Source organism: Hydrogenophaga sp. (assembly GCF_025699295.1).
Taxonomy (GTDB): Bacteria; Pseudomonadota; Gammaproteobacteria; order Burkholderiales; family Burkholderiaceae_C; genus Hydrogenophaga.
The window spans coordinates 95,824-112,183 of the sequence record NZ_JAILWB010000012.1 but is presented as its reverse complement, the minus strand read 5'-3'; the positions used below and the strand labels follow the sequence as shown (position 1 = coordinate 112,183).

Sequence of the window (16,360 nt, the reverse complement as noted above, 5' to 3'; positions counted from 1 at the left end):
AACGTGCTCAAAAACTTCGTTCAACCGAAGCCACAACCAGGACAAGAAGAATATGTCAGAGCCATTAGAGAAAACGATGTAACGATCTGTACCGGCCTCGCCGGTACGGGTAAGACGTTCCTCGCTCTCGCTGAGGCGGTAGACATGATCAACAGGTCCCCTAAGCGTGGTGGCATTCAGAGAGTTGTCATTATCAGACCTTACATCCCCTCCAACACAGGAGAAAAGATCGGTGCCCTTCCTGGCACACTAGAAGAGAAGGTACTTCCTTACGTAGAGTCCATCAAGGACAACCTACGTGTCTGTATCAACAACGAGCAAGATATTGCTCAGCTAATCCAACAGAAGTTTGAGTTCACGGTGTTGAGCATGTGCCGTGGACGTTCGTTCAACAACTGCTTTGTCATCGTTGAGGAAGCACAGAACGTGCCCCTCGATGGGGCCGCAATGAAAATGATCCTAACCCGCATCGGTAAAAGCTGTAAGATGGTTATCGCTGGTGACCTCGATCAGTGTGATATTGACACACGAGACAGTGCTTTGACAGAAGCAATCAATGTTCTCGATGGCGTCAGGGGTGTAGGTCTAGTTGAAATGAACGATGTCGAGACTGTCCAGCGTAGTCGCATCGTCAAAGAAGTGCTCAAGGCATACAAGAGACACGAAAAACATGGCTAAAAGAGTAATCCACGAGTGCGACCTGACTAAGCAAGAGATTGACGAAGAGGAAACTCTCTTCACTCTCAAGCTTGCCAAGAAGGGTACGCGATCTAACATGACCTACGAACTGAGTGCCGAAGCAGCCGAAGCGTTGCTTGCTCAACTCAATGGTCGAAAAGAACTAGCGGAAGGTTGGCAGTTTGTTTCCCCGGGAGACATGCAGCCGAAACCGCCCGGTGTTCGCGGCGGCTCTGAGAGACGACGCACTCTGGAAGATCTTGAAGCCGAGGCTGGTGAAGAAGAGGAGGAGCCAGCCGATGATGCAAGTTTCGTGGCAGAGAAGAAAGCTTCCCTCCGCGAACAAGGTGTACTAGGGGACGAAGACTCTGATGAGGAAGCGTCCCCTAGGGAATCCACGGGTGGACCCGTGGAGAAAGCGTTGGGTGGATCCGGAAACAGGTGCTCGCACATGAATAAGGGTCGCATCCAAACAACAATGCGAGGCAAGAAACGCCTCATCTACCGAAGATGTAACGACTGTCGTAAGGATATCCCGGAAATCACTTCCGAAGCTCGACAGCAATACATGAGTGGAAAGACACCGCAAGGTGTCAACATCAGAGATCTCTAAGGAGAAATAGCTATGGAAAGAAAGAAATGGATCGCTCCCGCCGTACTAGTGCTCGCACTAGCCGGTGGTGCCATTAGCGGGTGCATTAGCACTGGCGAAGGTGGCGAACAGGGCATCGAAGCTCTAGAGGGAATGACAGACCTCGAATTCAACAAGTGGAAACTCTACATCACTCTCGGAACCAAGATCGGTGCGAACCGTCTCTTGGCAGAGGAGACAGTGACGGCAGAAGAACTCGAAATCACGGCTACCGCACTTGAAACCGTGCGTGATCAGTCTGTAGTCCCTGGGGCTACACAGATCATCACGCCCGCTCTCGAAGAGGCTGGTCTGACCAATGACGAGGTTGCACTTCTGCTATTGATCGTTGAGCAGGAACTCCTGTCGCGTGGTGCCCTTGAGTGGCTAGATCCGGAGACGGGTCTGATTGCTCTGTCGCCGCGTACCAAGGAACTCCTGACTGCGGTTGCGGATTCTCTACGTTCGGCTGCACAGTTGAGTGGAACCGAGCTTGAGCAAGGTAAAGAACTGGAAGCCGTTTACGGCGGCCAGATCATCGCTGAGTAATGATTACCGTCTTCTTCAATGAGGACGGTTACCTTGTGACCGGGGAGAGTGTTGAGGCTGCTCGACGCTGCTCCCCGGCTACGACTACCAAGGGTGACCGCATCTTCCAGAACATCCATCACGCATACAAAGTGCTGTATCTAGCACTCTGCGAAGTGCGTGACATGGAGAGCATGGAAGACGTGATGATCCACAACGACAGTCGTATCATTGATGAAATCAATGGACTCACAGAGCCGCTGGATGAAACCTGCGGCGAGTGGCTTCAAACGTTGAAAAGGGATGTCATCCCAACGATTCGATCCGTGGTCTTCTTCCGCAAGAAGCCTACGACACACGTAAACTCTACCGTATCCTCGGCACACGAACGAATGCTGGCGAAGCTGGACACTCGGACACGCGAGGAGATTGTTGCACGGGAAACCAAGGCCCGTGAAGACCACGCAAGGTCACGCCGTAAGCGTCTGGTAGATCGTTTGAGACTATCTTGGTTTGGAGAAAAGACAGATGGCTAGTGATAAGAGCACAGACCTTACACAGACTGTAGACCGCATTCTCCGTGAACGACTGGAGCAGTTCGAGGTTCCGGCTGAGGTTCGTAATGAACTTCGTCGTGATATCCTAGCCTTCTTCCAGCGTCCGGAGACTAAGCCCTTTGGGGCTACGGTGATGACGCCCGAGGCGAGCATCGCTGCGGATCAAGCACGAAAAGAAAAGCGGCCTCAGAGTCCTGGTGGGAACACCCCCAAGATCGTCTGAGACGCCTTGACCTAAACTCAGGGGCGGCCACTGGCCGCCCCTTTTTTGTTAGTCGCTCTTACGCTCCATGCGTTCGAGCGTGTCCTTGATTGCTTTCAAGCAGCCCGTGAGGTCTGCCAGCACCTTGGTCTTATTTTTGACCAGTTCGACATACTCGGTGATCATTTCTTTCTGATCATCGATATGACTTTGGTGCTGTTCCTGTTGCTGCTTCTCTAGATTCTCGATACGGGTTTGTGAGTTTTTGTTCTGACGCATCATGATTGTCAGGACAACTCCTAATCCAATTCCAAGCGGCCCATACTGCTCCAACAGGCTACCAATCAAGGTACCCGCGTTGGGGTCAGCCACCGTTTGTGCTAAGTACATCCACATATTTCCTCCCTACTAGGCACTCTGAGTTGTGATGGCACCACCCGCAACCGGGCCGATCCATTCTACGATAACGTTTGAAGCTCGCGATTGAGCACGGACACTGTTACCTGCGGGCGGTGCCCCCTTGTGCTCAACCCACAAGACGATAGAGTCGCCAGCATGGAGGTCCACTAGGGTTTGACCATTACAGGTGTTGGCGTTCAGGTTATTACTGTCACGGATGATAGCAACACTCTGACTGCCTAGATAGAAGAATTCTTGTCCCCACTTGTCTCGCATTCTAAGCTCAGCCTCAACAGCCTGGGCCAAGTTGCCAGTAGTCTTTTCGATAATGGCCGTGTAGCTAATCTTGTACTGACCCGGCACGAAAATCTGAATACCACTGGCAGACTGAACGTGGTAGAATGTACTCGGAGTAGTCTCAATGTTTAGCGGAACAACGAGACCATTCTCGTCAATCGAAGCACTGGAAGCAATATTGAAGAACTGTGAAACACCGGACGCCGCACGTAGCGGCACAATACCAGAACCAGTAGTGTAGAAAAGGGTATCAATACCAAGCGACCTAGCCGATGCTTCGGCACGATTACTAGGCTCCGGACCACCTACAAGTTGTGCCTCCATACCGGCTGAGTGAGCCTGCATCCATAGAGCACCAGGAACAAGGTGACCAGTATTGGGTAGCTCATTCACACCGGACACAAGCAAGTGCGGGTGATCTTGCTCGGCGGCATCAAGTCTTAGGGCATACGCAGTATCACCATCAAAGTGAACTGGATTTCCGCCAGTAGTAATGGCTCGTGGACCACCATCGTATGCCGCCTGCATACTGTGACCACCACCGACACCATTTTCCAAGATCATCTGGAGGATCTGACCAGAGTGCGGCATCGGGAAGAAGCCGTCACCTAGCGGACCTTCGGTATCACCATTGGTACTTGGGTTGACGTGCCACGCTTGATAGGGACCAAACTTGTAACGAAGCTGGCCACTACCATCGAAGGCAGACAATTGAACATCTTGACTTGCCTGCAACACGCAGTCATTACTGGCCTGACCAAAAAGATTGAAGTTCGCAGACATCTCAATATTACCATCGAAGGCAATAAGAGAGATGAAACCACTGGCCTCTGTTTTGATAGCACCGCCAGATCTAGTTTGAATGGTTCCACCACCCTGTTGAGTGTTGAAATCCATCTGACCCTGTACGCATTCTACAAACAGGCCACCACTAGTCTGAATGAGGGGGGTACCAGCAAATTGGTTGTTGTATCCAAAGAACATACCATTGGTAGGAGAGCCCACAGCACCAGAAGCAAGAATATGCATCCAGTGGGAACCAATACGTGTGAGACTACCGTGTGGGGAGCCGGGCGATCCACTAACGGCAAAACCGTATGACGCGAATCCCTCCACTGGATCAAGGTGATCAACCCATGTGGCTGCACCACCAGCAGCAGGATCGTTGTCGGGCGTGGGCTCCAAAACGATGACGCCCTGATACGCTTCACCGTTCGCCGGGGCGGCATCAATTTCATTACCACCATCATACGCACGCTGCATCGAATGACCAGTGTCGATTTGTCCAGAGGTCATCAACGTATCGAACGTTAGACCACCATCGACAGACGCCTGAAAAGCGGAAGTATTGAGGTCGTAGCGAATGACTCCCGACTGTCCTTGTCGCGGATCATGCCACACACCACTATTCATGTGGACATGACAGAACGGTCGGATATCCTCTGTCATTCCACAGAGGCCGACTTGTTCTACGCCAAGGCTGGCTGCCCCACTGGCACGCGGGACAAGATCACCAGTATCGATAGCCATTCTACTCTCCTATTACGTACTCGGGCAAGCAATCACAACGGCTTGACCGGACTGTGCCACGTTGAAAGTGGCAGTCACGGTATTCAGGTTGGCTACGCCAATGCCATCAGGAATAAGCCAACGCTTCGGGCCTTGGGCACCATTCCAGAGCTGTACTTGTACGTTATGTGTATTGAGGTTGTGAGTGATGCTCCAGCTAGTTGCAGGAGTCGTGAAGTCCTGCACGTAACAGGTTGCAAAACCGTCGCCTGCGGCGGGGCCAATCGTCAGCGTTTGACCAACGATATCCGCGATGATGCCAGAGACACCCTGGACAGTCACAGAACCTTGGACTGACGTGCCGTGGAAGTCAATCAGTTCGTTGACTACACGACCATTGAAGCCCTGAGTGGGGAAGTCCCATAGGCCAGACAGTCCAAGCTGATCGACCGCGAATTGGATCGGACTGGCGTCCGACGTGTCGAAGATCGCCAGGAAACCGCTGCCTGCGGCAGAAGCCAGATCAATGTTGCCGGTGAGGTTCGTATCACCGATTACACCAACGCTGTCAACGCCAGCACCAGCCGACAGGCTGTTGAATGTCAGGCCCCCGTCTACGGATACTTCAAAAGCTCCGACGTTCTGGTTGAAACGCAGAACACCAGACTGACCGTGCAGCGGGTCATGGAAGACGCCACTGACTTGGTGAATATGATTGAACGGGCGAATCTCGCCCTGCGTGCCATCAAACGCATTCTGAGCGTTCGGGCCGACCTCTACACCTAGGTTCGCAAAGCCAGAGCCTACGGGCACTAGGTCGCCATTAAAAGGTAATCCCATTTTACTACTCCAACTTCTCGAAAGTTAAGCCATAACCATTTGGTTCCGTCTGCGGACCAAGGGGAGCAATCATCCCCGTGCTCGTCTCAGCGGACTTAATACGGAACTGATCCCCAGGTGCAACGTCCTGCAAGATAATAGTACACAAACTTGTGTCCTCTCCGTTCGTAGAGTTTCGAGCATATGTCCAGCCGCGAGACCCGGGCACTTCAGCGAAGGCACCACCGCCCGAGCTACGCTCCAACCAGTGTCGGATCGACAGTCGAGCGGTTCCACTGATGTTGTCAGTACCGGCCCTTACGGTAATTTCATAGGTGCCAGCCGCCCACACTGTCACTACGTCAGAGGCCAGCGTGAAATGGGTGGCATCACTTACTGTCCTTTGGGTGTCAATATCAATGACTGTACCAGGACCAAATGAGTTAGAGATATTCTGAGAGCTACTGTTGTAACCATCAAAATAGACGGCAGTACAAATGGGAGTGGCCCCGCTCATCGAGGGGTTGAGTAGGAGGCGATTGTTTTCGGAATCGAAGGTGATGATACCAGAACCATCAGCCGTGAAGGCGGCATCGATGTCCTCACCGTCATAGAGGTCAAACTCGCGTGCATGAATATCGAAACACGGCACAACGGGGGCGGGAGGATCGAAGCTATTTCGTCCAATCGATACGGCCACGCCGCTTAGGGGCATTACGTCCCCTCTCCAGATGTCGTGCAGGCTCATTACGACAGCTTCCGAATAGTGATACCAGTAGAGTCAGCGAGTTGCGTCAGGTTAGCTCCAGCAAGAACGATGCCACGAATACGCACGGTGTCACCACGGTCAATGTCCATGATCACCTTACACATCAAGGTGTCTTCGCCCTGGCTAGTCGTACGATGGTAACCAAAGCTCCTGGCACCAGCCACCTCAGCAAACGCTCCACCCGCAGCCTGTCTTTCAAGCTGTGCCCGACTACTAGTACGAGTACCAGATGAAACGTCAAGCCCCACACGATACTCAATAGCGTATGTACCAGCCTGATTGATCTGCACTTCGTCATTCGTGTTGTCAAACACAAAAATGTCTGGGTGAGTGTTTGTCCGCTCTGTGTCTAAGGCAACAGTACCAATGGTCGTGGTAATCGTATTGCCGCCCGTCGTATCATAGGCTTCAAACAAGATGGCCGTAACGATGGGTTGAGCACCACTCATACTAGGAATTAGCTCAAGACGACCGCCTTGTGTGGTCTGACGGGCGTTGTACGACAAGATGCCAGAAGCGTCTAGTGCAGAGTCGTGGAGATCGAGTTGGCGGGCATGAATATCGACCACCGGCACTACGGGTGCCGGTGGATCAAAGGTGTTGCGGCCAATGGAGACGGCCACCCCACTCAGGGGCATCACGTCTCCTCGCCAGATATCATGTAGGCTCATAGGTCACTCCTCCATAAGAGAATACACTACCATTGTTCTTCCCATCGCACAACCGCTGACACTGTAGTTGATGTCGCGGCGTGTTTTCTAACCCAAAGGGTTGCTTCGAGCCCGGGTTCAAGAGGAATTCTACCTTCTCGCTGGATGGTCGATTCCGCCTTGTTGCCCGCACCTTCGACTAGTACCTCTCCAATCAGTAGTCCCGAGGGAGCACCATACAGCACGTTTGCAGTAGACTTGATTTCCATTGCAGTTTCGTTTACAGTGATCCCCTCTGGAGTAGCAAAGCCACCTCCGTAACTTGGATCGCTACTGTATGTCAAGCGAGCCTGCACGTCTTGATTAGTTCTTAGCTCAAATGCCGTGATATTCACAAGCACAGAATTCAATCTATCAGATGGCCCAAACGTCACTTTGGGCGTGATCGTCATGAGCGGTTCCCATTCATTAGTACCAGAAGAGATAACGTGTTCAATAATGGATTGACTAAAGGGTCTTGTTTGTGGAACACTGTCACCAGTGATAACTGAAAACTGTCGCCCTCCGCAAAATAGGTCGATATTGCCGCTGGCTGCTCCGTCGCCATTGTATGCCTCAATACAAATCGGCAGGTTCGGGTCTTCAACACTGGCAGAGTCTTCTGGCAAGAACCTATGTAGGTCTACCAGTTGGTGTCTGACGTTTTCGCCCGACGCGGTTAGTGCCCTGTATACGATGTCTCCATATCCATACCACGTAAAGTCAATGTGATAGATGTTTCCTGATGTGGCTGCAATCGGCACGGTCGGCGTAATGTTCCAATCCGGCTGATATGTCTTTTGCGTATCGGCCTTCTTACGAACAAACGTATACAGACCCGCTGCATCCATCCCAAAACCAACACCATTATGATTGTCCATGTAGCCCCAACGCACGTCCTGGGTGCCACTTGGCAAACTATTCAATCGCAAAGCAACGCCAGCCTGTCCTTGTGTGCCAGCCTGATATTGTCCTCTTTGCCTTGTTTGCATAACAACGACGCCACCAACATCTACCCCCGTGGATAGCTTTAGTAGTCCATTTTCTTCTACTGCACCAGCACCAGTACCCGACGCCAGAACACTATCTCTTAGTGTGGAGATGCCCCAAGTAGGCTTGATGTTTAGCTTGCTTTCAGTAGAAGCGACCAACTGCTCCCTAAAGGGAGAAGCCAGGGGTGTCTCTCCATTCAACGGATATTTGTTGATAGACATTAGCTTACCTCCGCTCCAAAAGCCGTGAATGTTAGGGCACTCGCCACGCTCGTACGGACAGCAAGATTGCCTGCCGAACCATCGAGAGCCATAAAGGTATCTAGTTCGACAGTTGTATTGCCTTCAATAGTTACATCCCAGAAAAGTGCAGTTGACTCGTCATATGTAGTGCCGTCGTCGTCCGCAAAGATTCGAAATGTCACTGAAGAGGCCGTAGTATTGCAAATCCAAACCGACTTGACAATGGCCGTGATGCCCGCCCCCGGCGAATACAAGGACGCAGCCGTTGTGTCCGCCGGTCTCAATTGTCCTAGTTGTTTTTCTTGTAGTGCCATTAGCTCACCAGTAGTGCGTATCGCTTACATTCTTCTAGGTTGGTGTCATTACCGCCGCACGCTACAATAACCACCTTACCCCTCTGAGGGCTGTTGAACCGCAAAGAGATGCTATTGAGGTCTACGATGCTAACCCCGTCAGCAATCATCTTATTGTCCGATGCATCAAAAACATCAACCACCACGTTCGTCGTGCCCAGGTTGTGCGTGATAGTTGTACTCGTAACCGCAGGAAAGTCTGCGGCATAGCACAATCCACTAGCAGATCCACCGCCACCACTCACGCCACTGGCACCAGCCCCATCCACCAGGAGACAATTCTCAGCAGAAACAGTAACCTCTACGCCATTTACGCCCTTCACGTCAATGGCTGGGCCAATCTGTCCGTTGATTGAGCCAATGCCACCGGAGGGAACAATCAATCCAGAGAGGGCGGCTCCATCAACGATGAAATTCCCGCCCACTTGCTCAACGTCAATTCCATTGACACCCAATACACCAGATTGAGTAATCGATCCAGTGAAACCGATGTTGATGATGTTGGGTGCGACGGGGGCGACAACAATGCCACTCGTACCAACGAGCGTAACGACAGGGCCAGTTTGTCCATTCAGGTTTTGAATACCAGATGAACCACCCCCGCCGCCTCCGGTGCCGAAGCCACCAACGGATACAATGTTGCCTACACCAACCATTATGCAAGCTCCATGATTCTCACGTCAGCAGACGTAGCACAGACAGCATAGACTTCAACGTTTGGATTGCCCTGAATGTCGAAAGCAATCTTCTCGCCTGCGGCCAGTGGTAGTCCGGTAGATACGGTCACACTGGAGTCGCCTAAAAAGACATCAACATTTCCCGCATTATGTACGACAAGTGCCCTGCGATACTCTAGCGGGTTGGCAGGCAGCGGAAGGGCCGATGTGGACACAGTGATCGCCTGCGTCGTCAGACCAATGTTGACACTGAAATCCTCAGGGTTGAGGATGATTGCACCGTCGCCTACGCGGGTACGTAGCTCATTCTTGCTGTGAGCACCCGGATATGATTCGGGCGTCAGGTTGTGGGCAGGACCATGTGCCACATGGGGCACAGTTCCCGAGCCAACCGTAGCAAAGTATTGCTTATTCATAAGGGAACCTCCTTATAGGGAGAGAGTTCCCTTACAGAATCACAAGTTTGACGGTCGTGGTAGCAGACGCAGATCTAGCCCAAATTTCGTTGTTGTGCAACAGCGGAAGCTCGATGCGTGACTCGACACCCGCCGCAGGGTTGGGTAGCGTGAAGCCATCGGCAACAGTCGCACCAGCCTCAGTCGGGGCAATGATTAGGTCTTGGCCGCCAAGGTTCTGGAGAACCACTAGTCGGGTGCGGGGAAGCGTGTTGATGTTCGGCCCGAAAATCTGGACTGGCGTGACACCAACCACGACGCCGGATGCCGCCCAGGCATCAACCGCAATGGCGTCTTCGGGGTTACCGACCATCACCTGAATGCCGGTGCGGACGCCTTCGCCCAGGGGTTCATTACCACGCTGGGAAGCCGGGAGAATTGCTCGTGTCTGTACGAGCGTACCAGAGCCAATAACGGCTGCAACTTGCTGGGTCATAACTTTTACCTCTTTCAGAGACTACAAACAGAACGTGACCATACCAATAATACACTAGGAGGCCGCTCTCACGAGCGGCCTCCTAGAAGAAAAGGTGGTTATGTTTTACGAGCTAGTCTTCCCAGGTATCCTCAATGTGGACCTTGTAGCGACTGCGAGCTTCAAACGTCCAAGGGAATAGCTGCTCTGCAATCTCAGCCATGCCGTCAGCGATCTCGCGGATCTCGGACTGTGCGTGTCCGTCTTGGCGTAGATTGAGGAAGTGCATGAGGTTGTGAACGTCTACATTTACGTAGATCTCAGTGAAGAGAGACACCGGCAGGACGATGCGGGCCATTTCTTTGGCCACGCCACGCTCCAAAAGCTCTTGATAGGCCGCGTACGACTGCCGGAAAGACTCCGCTGCGATGGCCGTATTTTCTTCGTTCCACGTCAGAGACCTCGCGGTGGGAAGAATGCTACCCTGCTTATTCTTGTCGTCCTGTAGACGCCACTCCGTAGGAGTGTAGAACTCCTCTGCAAGCTCAGAGTAACGACCGCTCCATTCGTTTAGTCGGAACGTGCGATGCCTCACAAACTGCCGCATACAGAAGATGGGCATTTTGATGTTGAACGTAATATTGCACGCTTCAAAAGGAGAAGTATGACGATTGCGGTAGAGGTAGTGCAGCAGCCTCTTGTCCTGATCTTCACCTTTCGAGGGCGACTTGTATGAGATACGTGCGGTCTCTACAATACGCTGGTCGCTACCGAAATGGTCGATGTAGCGTACGTACCCGTGCCCCAGCATGGGCACGGTGAAACCGGGTTCAACCACGGTAGTCTTCGATGATGTCAAAATTCTCGTCCATTACGTAGGTGCCCATCGATTGAGCACAACTTCGTGCCCACTCCAGCTTGCGGTGAGCCACCTTGCCGGGGATAGTAACTGCGGGTGTGTAGTAAAGCATCAGGTAACCAGCTTGGGACGAATGATGTCGCTCAAAACATCTTCTTCGAGACGACGCTTGAGTTCCGTGAGGACTTCCTCTGCGTCAAAGGTGCGTGCGATGGTCATGCCAATCGTGTAGCGTCCCATGTTGGGTTGCAGATTGTCGATGCCGTCAAGCGTACCAAGGGCTTTGATCAAGCGTCCCTCAATCGTATCGTCAGGCCCCAAGACCTCGCCAAGCTGGCGACCGAGGGTAAGAACGAGACTTGTCTTGACTTCAACACCATCGTCATCCTTAGGATGAATGATGATATACTTCTCTTTCGGTTCAATTTTACTCATAGTGTCATGATACGCCAGAAGGCGTCGAGTGGTAACTAGATCTCGCAGGAATCTCCGTCGCAGAACTTAGGCGATACCGTGTCCAGCACACCCTCAACGACCAGGGCACGAGCGTTGACGCACGTAACCATTTCGTCGTACTGTTCCTCAGTGATCTCCTCGTAGGGAGCCTGCTCATAGCCGTGTTCGGCCAGGGGCAAGAAAGAGATTCCCTTCAATGAATCCTCGTACAATTCGAGGACGTGCTTGATGTCGTCTTGTTCTTCGGGCTTGAACGTGACCGTCACGGACACCTGATTGTCGGCCCAGAACTTCTGGTAAGCGACAGCATTGGCGACTTGCTCCCAAATGGAAACATCGTCTTTGCCACGTCGGAAGAACTCTTCCTTCACCGGGAACGATACGACGACAGTGCTTTCCTCTTGGCCCACCGCTGGTTCGACATGATAGCCTGCCGCTGCGGCGGCAAGAGCAAGGGGACTATGGACGCCCACACGAATGCGGCGGATATAGAATTCCGAATGCGGGTAGTGGATTCCCGGCGGCTCGCCGGGCAAGAGGCTGATAGTTCCGCTAGGTTTGACCGAAGTCTTTTTGATACTCTTTGGAACTCCGAGCCAATTCGAATACTGAATGTCAAGTCCGGAAATGAACTCATAGCCTTTGTCACACCATTCCATCATGTCGCGGCGACCGTGCTTGCCGAATGCTTTGATGATACCACTCTGGCTCAGGCCGATACGACGATTGCGTGCCATGACCGCATTGGTCTCAGACCAGTGGGTAGGCACAAGCGTTACGGTTTTCGCGTACAGGTACGCAATCTTCAACGTCTCTAGGTACTCGTCTAGGTTCTCGTGGCGGGCCGGAAACGTCTCGACCAATGTGCATAGCTCATAGTTATGAAGCGTCTGCTCCAAACACGGGTTGCCACCTACAGCCTGACGGTCATCGAAGTTGGCCGGATCCTTCATGCGACCGAACGCACGAGCATTATCCAACCACATATACCCCGGCTCACCATTCACGGCAGTCTGCTTTGCGTGCCAAGCATAGTCCATGCCGACCCTAGCAAAGATGCTGTTGTTGGATGCCCAACGGTGGTGCTTGAGCTTTTCCTTATCTTGCTTCAAAAGAGAAAACTCATTGTCATCCGGATCACCGAATACAATTTCAGCCGAACGCCTCACGTTGCCAGCGACGACGCAGCGACCGATCAGGTTGCCGATGTCCACAATGTCGGACGACGACAGAACATCACCGAGCTTCTCTTCGAAGATCGCCCTGATGTCTGCGAGCATTTCGACAAGAGGCTCCGGGCCACTCGAAGTGCCACCGAAGCCTCGGATGGGAAGACCCGCCTTACGTACGAGAGATACGTCGAAGGACGGCAGAGGACCGCCCTGAGTGTACGCCTCAATGAGAACTCGCAAGGCATCTACCCAGCCCTCGCGACTGTCCTCAATGACTACCTCCACGTTGCCTTGCGGGGCAACTACTTCTACCATACCAGCACCCTCGGCGTCGAAGCCGACGCCCACACCAACCATACTCATATCCATAATGAATAGGAAGGGCTTGACGGGATCTTGGCCCAGATCGTTCGTGGTAACGAAGGCACAGTTGTTCAGGCAGGCCCCGCCGCGTTCAGCGACATACTCGGTACCCATAGCCCACATGCCACGACCGGGCGGTAGGAATTTGAAGTCCCACATTAGCTCAAACATACGCTTTGCGGTACGCTGAGCCTTCCTCTCGTTCCAAGGAAGGTGATTGCGGAGACAGTGATTCTTCTGGATGGAGAAGGTACCCTCTACGACACGGCGGCACGTCTCCCAATACTCTTCGGTTCTGCCCTCGTCAGGAATCTGACGGGCATACGTTCGTTTGTACGTAAAGTATCCTAGGGGACCCCAATCGGGCTGCTTGGTTTTGTAGGGCTTGAGGAATGTCTCGGGTAGCTGGAAACAAAGCTTAGCGATATCGAATGTCAATTTAGAATCTCCCAGGATCGAACAGTTGGACGCCTGGATGAGTCGAGGTTCCCGTCTTGATGAGGTCTTTGATGATCATGCTGCCGTGTAGGGCATGACCAAAGCCATATCCATTGAAGCCGCCGAGGATGTACTCGTTCTCGCGGCCAGGGACGTTACCAATCAAAGGTAGACTATCGGGCGTGGCACACATGATGCCTGACCATGTGTGGCTGAACTTTACGTTTTGAACAAAAGGTAACGCTCCAGCAACAAAGCTACGTAGCTTGTCGAAAACACCCGGACTGATCTCGCCATCATTGATGAGTCCCATTTGCTGTCCACGAACCGCGTGCCGCATACCGCCCACAAGAAGGCGGCCATTGTGCAAACGGAAATATTCGTGACAGTCGTTACAGGTCATGCTCATTTGAGGCAGCAGTTGGGCAACAGAATCTTCAAGGTACTCTGTAGCAATCATCTGCCCCCGGTATGGTGTCATGACCTCCGCTAGTTCGGGCAGTAGCTCTGGAGTGTACGCATTCAAACAATACACTACTCGCTTCGCCCTGATGACTCCCTTATGTCGAATTGAAACAGCCAAGCTCTTGTCTTCCTGCTTGACGCCAGTGACTTGACAGTCGGTTAGAACGCGGGGACCTTTCTTCTCCACGAGTTCTCTAAGTCCATTGACGACCTTGTAAGGGTTGAAGGTCGCCTCGGTCGGCACGAACATTCCACCAGCGAAACCTGTCTGGGGAAGAATCCCCTGAATTTCGGCCTTGCTCATGATGGGGCAATTGAGCTTACGGTGTTCTAGTATGAACTTGGACTCAAGGTTTAGCTTTTCTAGTTCGTCCTCTGTGGCCGCCAGACGGAGACCGCCAGTGTCACGAAGGTCCGTATCGAAACCAGCGGCACGTAGACCTTTGATGAACCGTCTGTTGTTCTCACCAATGAACGCTAGGTACTCAGCACCTACGTCGTCCCCTAGCTCGTGGAATAGCTTGGAACCACGAAGCATAAGCTGACCGCTACTACGCCCGGATGCGTGGGAGGCGACGGTATTCTCTTCGACCAAATAGGTGTTAGTGATGCCCGCATTGACGAGGTTGTATAGCAGACTCATGCCCGCCACTCCACCGCCGATAATCAGCACGTCCGCATTGCGAACAAGGCCCGACGCGACACGAGATCGGGTCGGGCACGTCCCAAACCAGTAGTTGTTATGGTTTGCCATTACAGCAAGTCTTCCAAGGATTCTTCTTCGCCTAGCTCGGCGTCTTCTTGCATTGTCTTGAGAACTCGTCGCACGTCAGACTTGGTAGGCTCGAAATGCTTACGGTAGTTACGTGTCTTGCAGAACTCACAGATGTCGATGAACAATTCTACGGTGCTGCCATCCTTAGCCTTGTATTCTTGCTTTTCTAGCGTGACCTCGTGGTCTAGATCTCGTGTCATACGCGACTTGCCACACTGAGGGCACTGATGCGTACGTCTATCTTTGGGTTTGCCATTCAGTCTTCTCATCGTTCGTCGCCGTCACCACCAATGACACCACGTTCCTGACGACTAGCCAGCTTGGCTAGGTTGTCCGCCGCCACTTGCTCAAGACTGAGACCTAGTTCGGTCGCCGTCTGACTGACATACCATAGCATGTCGCCAAGCTCTTTGGCAATAGCGGCTCGCTTCTCGTCAGAGATAACACCACCATCATCCCGCAAGACCTTCTTGATCTTGCCCTGTACTTCACCAGACTCGCCTAGGCCAAGGCCCACATATGCGAGCCCCATGATCTGCCCCTGGCCGGGATAGATGGCCGTGTCGGCGGTACGAGTCTGGTATTCTACGAAGTCCACCATTACAGTTCTACCTCTTGGTTGTTCGCCTTGTCCCAGCGAGTCCACTTCTTCGGGAATAGCGTTTGGCCATTGTCATGCTGACCATAGGGCAGCTTGGCATAGCAGTCTTGACAGCGAAGCTCGAAATACGTGTGCTCTTTACCTTTGGTGTCAGCTTGACGACGTACGGTGAATCGCAGGTTCGTCTTCTTGCAGCCACCACACTCGGCAACCGCGAACACTTCTTGGTAGGACGCGAGGGTCTCGAATAGTTCCTTCTGACTCTCGGCTTCGACGGAAACGTTACCGCTTCTTACAGTTACTTTTGCCATTACTTACTTCCTTGTTTAGCTTCCAACTCTGCCTTGCGTGCAGAGCGTTTGCTGCCAGCTTTCTTCTTGGCAGCAGGTTTCTGATCATTCAACCACCCCATCGCCTGCTGAGCTTCTGCGGTACTGAGTTCCGATAGCTCAAAGATGGAGGCGGCACGAGTTTCGTCTAGGACTTCTTCGAGCACTTGGACGATTTCGACACCACGACTATCACACAGCTTTTCAATCGCAGCGATCATAGATCCGGCAGCCTTGGCGTTGGGCGATGCTTCGAGAGCACCAGCACCTTCGCGGAAGCCAACTTCCTCAGACGAGAGAATGCTGATACCAAGTGCCTTGCGGAGACAACGTGCTTCCGCACGCGACTCGGCTACAGCAGTCGGATAAGACGCAAACTTGCCCTGCGTATTCTTGGCATTGCAATCAGCAGTACCAACAAACGTCACGTACTGTCCTTGCGTCTGGCCTTCCTCAGCCGGTAGCTCGAACATGGACGTGAAAACAGCCTGCACCATCGTCGGTGCTGGCGTTTGAATCACACACTCTTGGCGAATGATTCCGGCTGAGCGAGCTAGACGCTGTAGGCCAGCCAAGAGGACAACCTCAAGAGTGTCGCCACCCTCCTTGCGGGTAACTACGTCACCGTCTTGAAGCTCATTGTTCCAGTCAGTTGCGAACAGGTCTTTGATTTCTCTAGTCATGCTTCT

20 protein-coding genes are annotated in these 16,360 nt (G+C 52.6%); 4 read left to right on the top strand and 16 right to left on the bottom strand.

Annotated elements, in window-relative coordinates:
• The first annotated feature begins 3 nt into the window (after positions 1-3).
• The 4 genes from K5880_RS14415 to K5880_RS14400 are packed head-to-tail and all read left to right on the top strand — an operon-like array spanning position 4 to position 2,373.
• Positions 4-678 (top strand): PhoH family protein, encoded by a 675-nt coding sequence (locus tag K5880_RS14415; RefSeq protein WP_297653587.1) that lies wholly within the window; start codon positions 4-6, stop codon positions 676-678.
• Positions 671-1,291 carry a hypothetical protein gene (locus K5880_RS14410; protein WP_297653583.1) on the top strand — a complete coding sequence of 207 codons (621 nt, stop codon included), beginning with the start codon at positions 671-673 and terminating at the stop codon, positions 1,289-1,291. Before K5880_RS14415 ends, K5880_RS14410 begins: the two co-directional genes overlap by 8 nt.
• Before the next feature lie 12 nt (positions 1,292-1,303).
• Positions 1,304-1,858 (top strand): hypothetical protein, encoded by a 555-nt coding sequence (locus tag K5880_RS14405; RefSeq protein ID WP_297653580.1) that lies wholly within the window; start codon positions 1,304-1,306, stop codon positions 1,856-1,858.
• Positions 1,858-2,373 (top strand): hypothetical protein, encoded by a 516-nt coding sequence (locus K5880_RS14400; RefSeq protein ID WP_297653577.1) that lies wholly within the window; start codon positions 1,858-1,860, stop codon positions 2,371-2,373. Before K5880_RS14405 ends, K5880_RS14400 begins: the two co-directional genes overlap by 1 nt.
• 292 nt (positions 2,374-2,665) lie before the next feature.
• Here the strand turns inward: K5880_RS14400 and K5880_RS14395 are convergent, their stop codons facing one another.
• The 16 genes from K5880_RS14395 to K5880_RS14320 form a co-directional block, all read right to left on the bottom strand.
• Positions 2,666-2,986, bottom strand: coding sequence for a hypothetical protein (locus K5880_RS14395; protein WP_297653574.1), 321 nt, complete (start codon positions 2,984-2,986; stop codon positions 2,666-2,668).
• A gap of 18 nt (positions 2,987-3,004) precedes the next feature.
• Entirely contained in the window at positions 3,005-4,822 is a 1,818-nt protein-coding gene (locus K5880_RS14390) for a hypothetical protein (RefSeq protein ID WP_297653571.1), read from the bottom strand.
• A gap of 12 nt (positions 4,823-4,834) precedes the next feature.
• Entirely contained in the window at positions 4,835-5,641 is an 807-nt protein-coding gene (locus tag K5880_RS14385; protein WP_297653568.1) for a hypothetical protein, read from the bottom strand.
• 4 nt (positions 5,642-5,645) lie between these two features.
• Entirely contained in the window at positions 5,646-6,368 is a 723-nt protein-coding gene (locus K5880_RS14380) for a hypothetical protein (RefSeq protein ID WP_297653565.1), read from the bottom strand.
• Entirely contained in the window at positions 6,368-7,060 is a 693-nt protein-coding gene (locus K5880_RS14375) for a hypothetical protein (protein ID WP_297653558.1), read from the bottom strand. The genes K5880_RS14380 and K5880_RS14375 overlap by 1 nt, the downstream gene beginning before the upstream one ends.
• Positions 7,061-7,086: 26 nt before the next feature.
• Positions 7,087-8,292: a hypothetical protein gene (locus tag K5880_RS14370; RefSeq protein ID WP_297653556.1), complete on the bottom strand. Its 1,206-nt coding sequence runs from the start codon at positions 8,290-8,292 to the stop codon at positions 7,087-7,089.
• A 334-nt stretch (positions 8,293-8,626) separates the two neighbouring features.
• Positions 8,627-9,322, bottom strand: coding sequence for a hypothetical protein (locus tag K5880_RS14365; RefSeq protein ID WP_297653553.1), 696 nt, complete (start codon positions 9,320-9,322; stop codon positions 8,627-8,629).
• A complete protein-coding gene (locus K5880_RS14360) occupies positions 9,322-9,759 on the bottom strand; it encodes a hypothetical protein (RefSeq protein WP_297653550.1) in 438 nt (145 codons plus the stop codon). The genes K5880_RS14365 and K5880_RS14360 overlap by 1 nt, the downstream gene beginning before the upstream one ends.
• 31 nt (positions 9,760-9,790) lie before the next feature.
• Entirely contained in the window at positions 9,791-10,234 is a 444-nt protein-coding gene (locus K5880_RS14355; RefSeq protein WP_297653548.1) for a hypothetical protein, read from the bottom strand.
• 112 nt (positions 10,235-10,346) lie between these two features.
• Complete coding sequence (gene thyX / locus K5880_RS14350) at positions 10,347-11,072, bottom strand: FAD-dependent thymidylate synthase (protein ID WP_297653546.1); 726 nt, start codon at positions 11,070-11,072, stop codon at positions 10,347-10,349.
• Between the two features lie 111 nt (positions 11,073-11,183).
• Positions 11,184-11,507, bottom strand: coding sequence for a hypothetical protein (locus K5880_RS14345; protein ID WP_297653543.1), 324 nt, complete (start codon positions 11,505-11,507; stop codon positions 11,184-11,186).
• A 35-nt stretch (positions 11,508-11,542) separates the two neighbouring features.
• Positions 11,543-13,501: a hypothetical protein gene (locus K5880_RS14340; RefSeq protein WP_297653540.1), complete on the bottom strand. Its 1,959-nt coding sequence runs from the start codon at positions 13,499-13,501 to the stop codon at positions 11,543-11,545.
• Position 13,502: 1 nt separating this feature from the next.
• Entirely contained in the window at positions 13,503-14,720 is a 1,218-nt protein-coding gene (locus tag K5880_RS14335) for an FAD-binding oxidoreductase (RefSeq protein WP_297653537.1), read from the bottom strand.
• A 286-nt stretch (positions 14,721-15,006) separates the two neighbouring features.
• A complete protein-coding gene (locus K5880_RS14330; protein WP_297653534.1) occupies positions 15,007-15,342 on the bottom strand; it encodes a nucleoside triphosphate pyrophosphohydrolase family protein in 336 nt (111 codons plus the stop codon).
• Positions 15,342-15,653, bottom strand: coding sequence for a hypothetical protein (locus tag K5880_RS14325; protein ID WP_297653531.1), 312 nt, complete (start codon positions 15,651-15,653; stop codon positions 15,342-15,344). Before K5880_RS14325 ends, K5880_RS14330 begins: the two co-directional genes overlap by 1 nt.
• Positions 15,653-16,354 carry a hypothetical protein gene (locus tag K5880_RS14320; RefSeq protein WP_297653528.1) on the bottom strand — a complete coding sequence of 234 codons (702 nt, stop codon included), beginning with the start codon at positions 16,352-16,354 and terminating at the stop codon, positions 15,653-15,655. Before K5880_RS14320 ends, K5880_RS14325 begins: the two co-directional genes overlap by 1 nt.
• Between the last annotated feature and the right edge of the window lie 6 nt (positions 16,355-16,360).

Coding starts and splice junctions, on each gene's coding strand:
- K5880_RS14410 (WP_297653583.1), top strand. CDS start 671: ATGGCTAAAAGAGTAATCCACGAGTGCGACCTGACTAAGCAAGAGATT.
- K5880_RS14405 (WP_297653580.1), top strand. CDS start 1,304: ATGGAAAGAAAGAAATGGATCGCTCCCGCCGTACTAGTGCTCGCACTA.
- K5880_RS14400 (WP_297653577.1), top strand. CDS start 1,858: ATGATTACCGTCTTCTTCAATGAGGACGGTTACCTTGTGACCGGGGAG.
- K5880_RS14395 (WP_297653574.1), bottom strand. CDS start 2,986: ATGTACTTAGCACAAACGGTGGCTGACCCCAACGCGGGTACCTTGATT.
- K5880_RS14390 (WP_297653571.1), bottom strand. CDS start 4,822: ATGGCTATCGATACTGGTGATCTTGTCCCGCGTGCCAGTGGGGCAGCC.
- K5880_RS14385 (WP_297653568.1), bottom strand. CDS start 5,641: ATGGGATTACCTTTTAATGGCGACCTAGTGCCCGTAGGCTCTGGCTTT.
- K5880_RS14380 (WP_297653565.1), bottom strand. CDS start 6,368: ATGAGCCTGCACGACATCTGGAGAGGGGACGTAATGCCCCTAAGCGGC.
- K5880_RS14375 (WP_297653558.1), bottom strand. CDS start 7,060: ATGAGCCTACATGATATCTGGCGAGGAGACGTGATGCCCCTGAGTGGG.
- K5880_RS14370 (WP_297653556.1), bottom strand. CDS start 8,292: ATGTCTATCAACAAATATCCGTTGAATGGAGAGACACCCCTGGCTTCT.
- K5880_RS14365 (WP_297653553.1), bottom strand. CDS start 9,322: ATGGTTGGTGTAGGCAACATTGTATCCGTTGGTGGCTTCGGCACCGGA.
- K5880_RS14360 (WP_297653550.1), bottom strand. CDS start 9,759: ATGAATAAGCAATACTTTGCTACGGTTGGCTCGGGAACTGTGCCCCAT.
- K5880_RS14355 (WP_297653548.1), bottom strand. CDS start 10,234: ATGACCCAGCAAGTTGCAGCCGTTATTGGCTCTGGTACGCTCGTACAG.
- K5880_RS14345 (WP_297653543.1), bottom strand. CDS start 11,507: ATGAGTAAAATTGAACCGAAAGAGAAGTATATCATCATTCATCCTAAG.
- K5880_RS14335 (WP_297653537.1), bottom strand. CDS start 14,720: ATGGCAAACCATAACAACTACTGGTTTGGGACGTGCCCGACCCGATCT.
- K5880_RS14330 (WP_297653534.1), bottom strand. CDS start 15,342: ATGGTGGACTTCGTAGAATACCAGACTCGTACCGCCGACACGGCCATC.
- K5880_RS14325 (WP_297653531.1), bottom strand. CDS start 15,653: ATGGCAAAAGTAACTGTAAGAAGCGGTAACGTTTCCGTCGAAGCCGAG.
- K5880_RS14320 (WP_297653528.1), bottom strand. CDS start 16,354: ATGACTAGAGAAATCAAAGACCTGTTCGCAACTGACTGGAACAATGAG.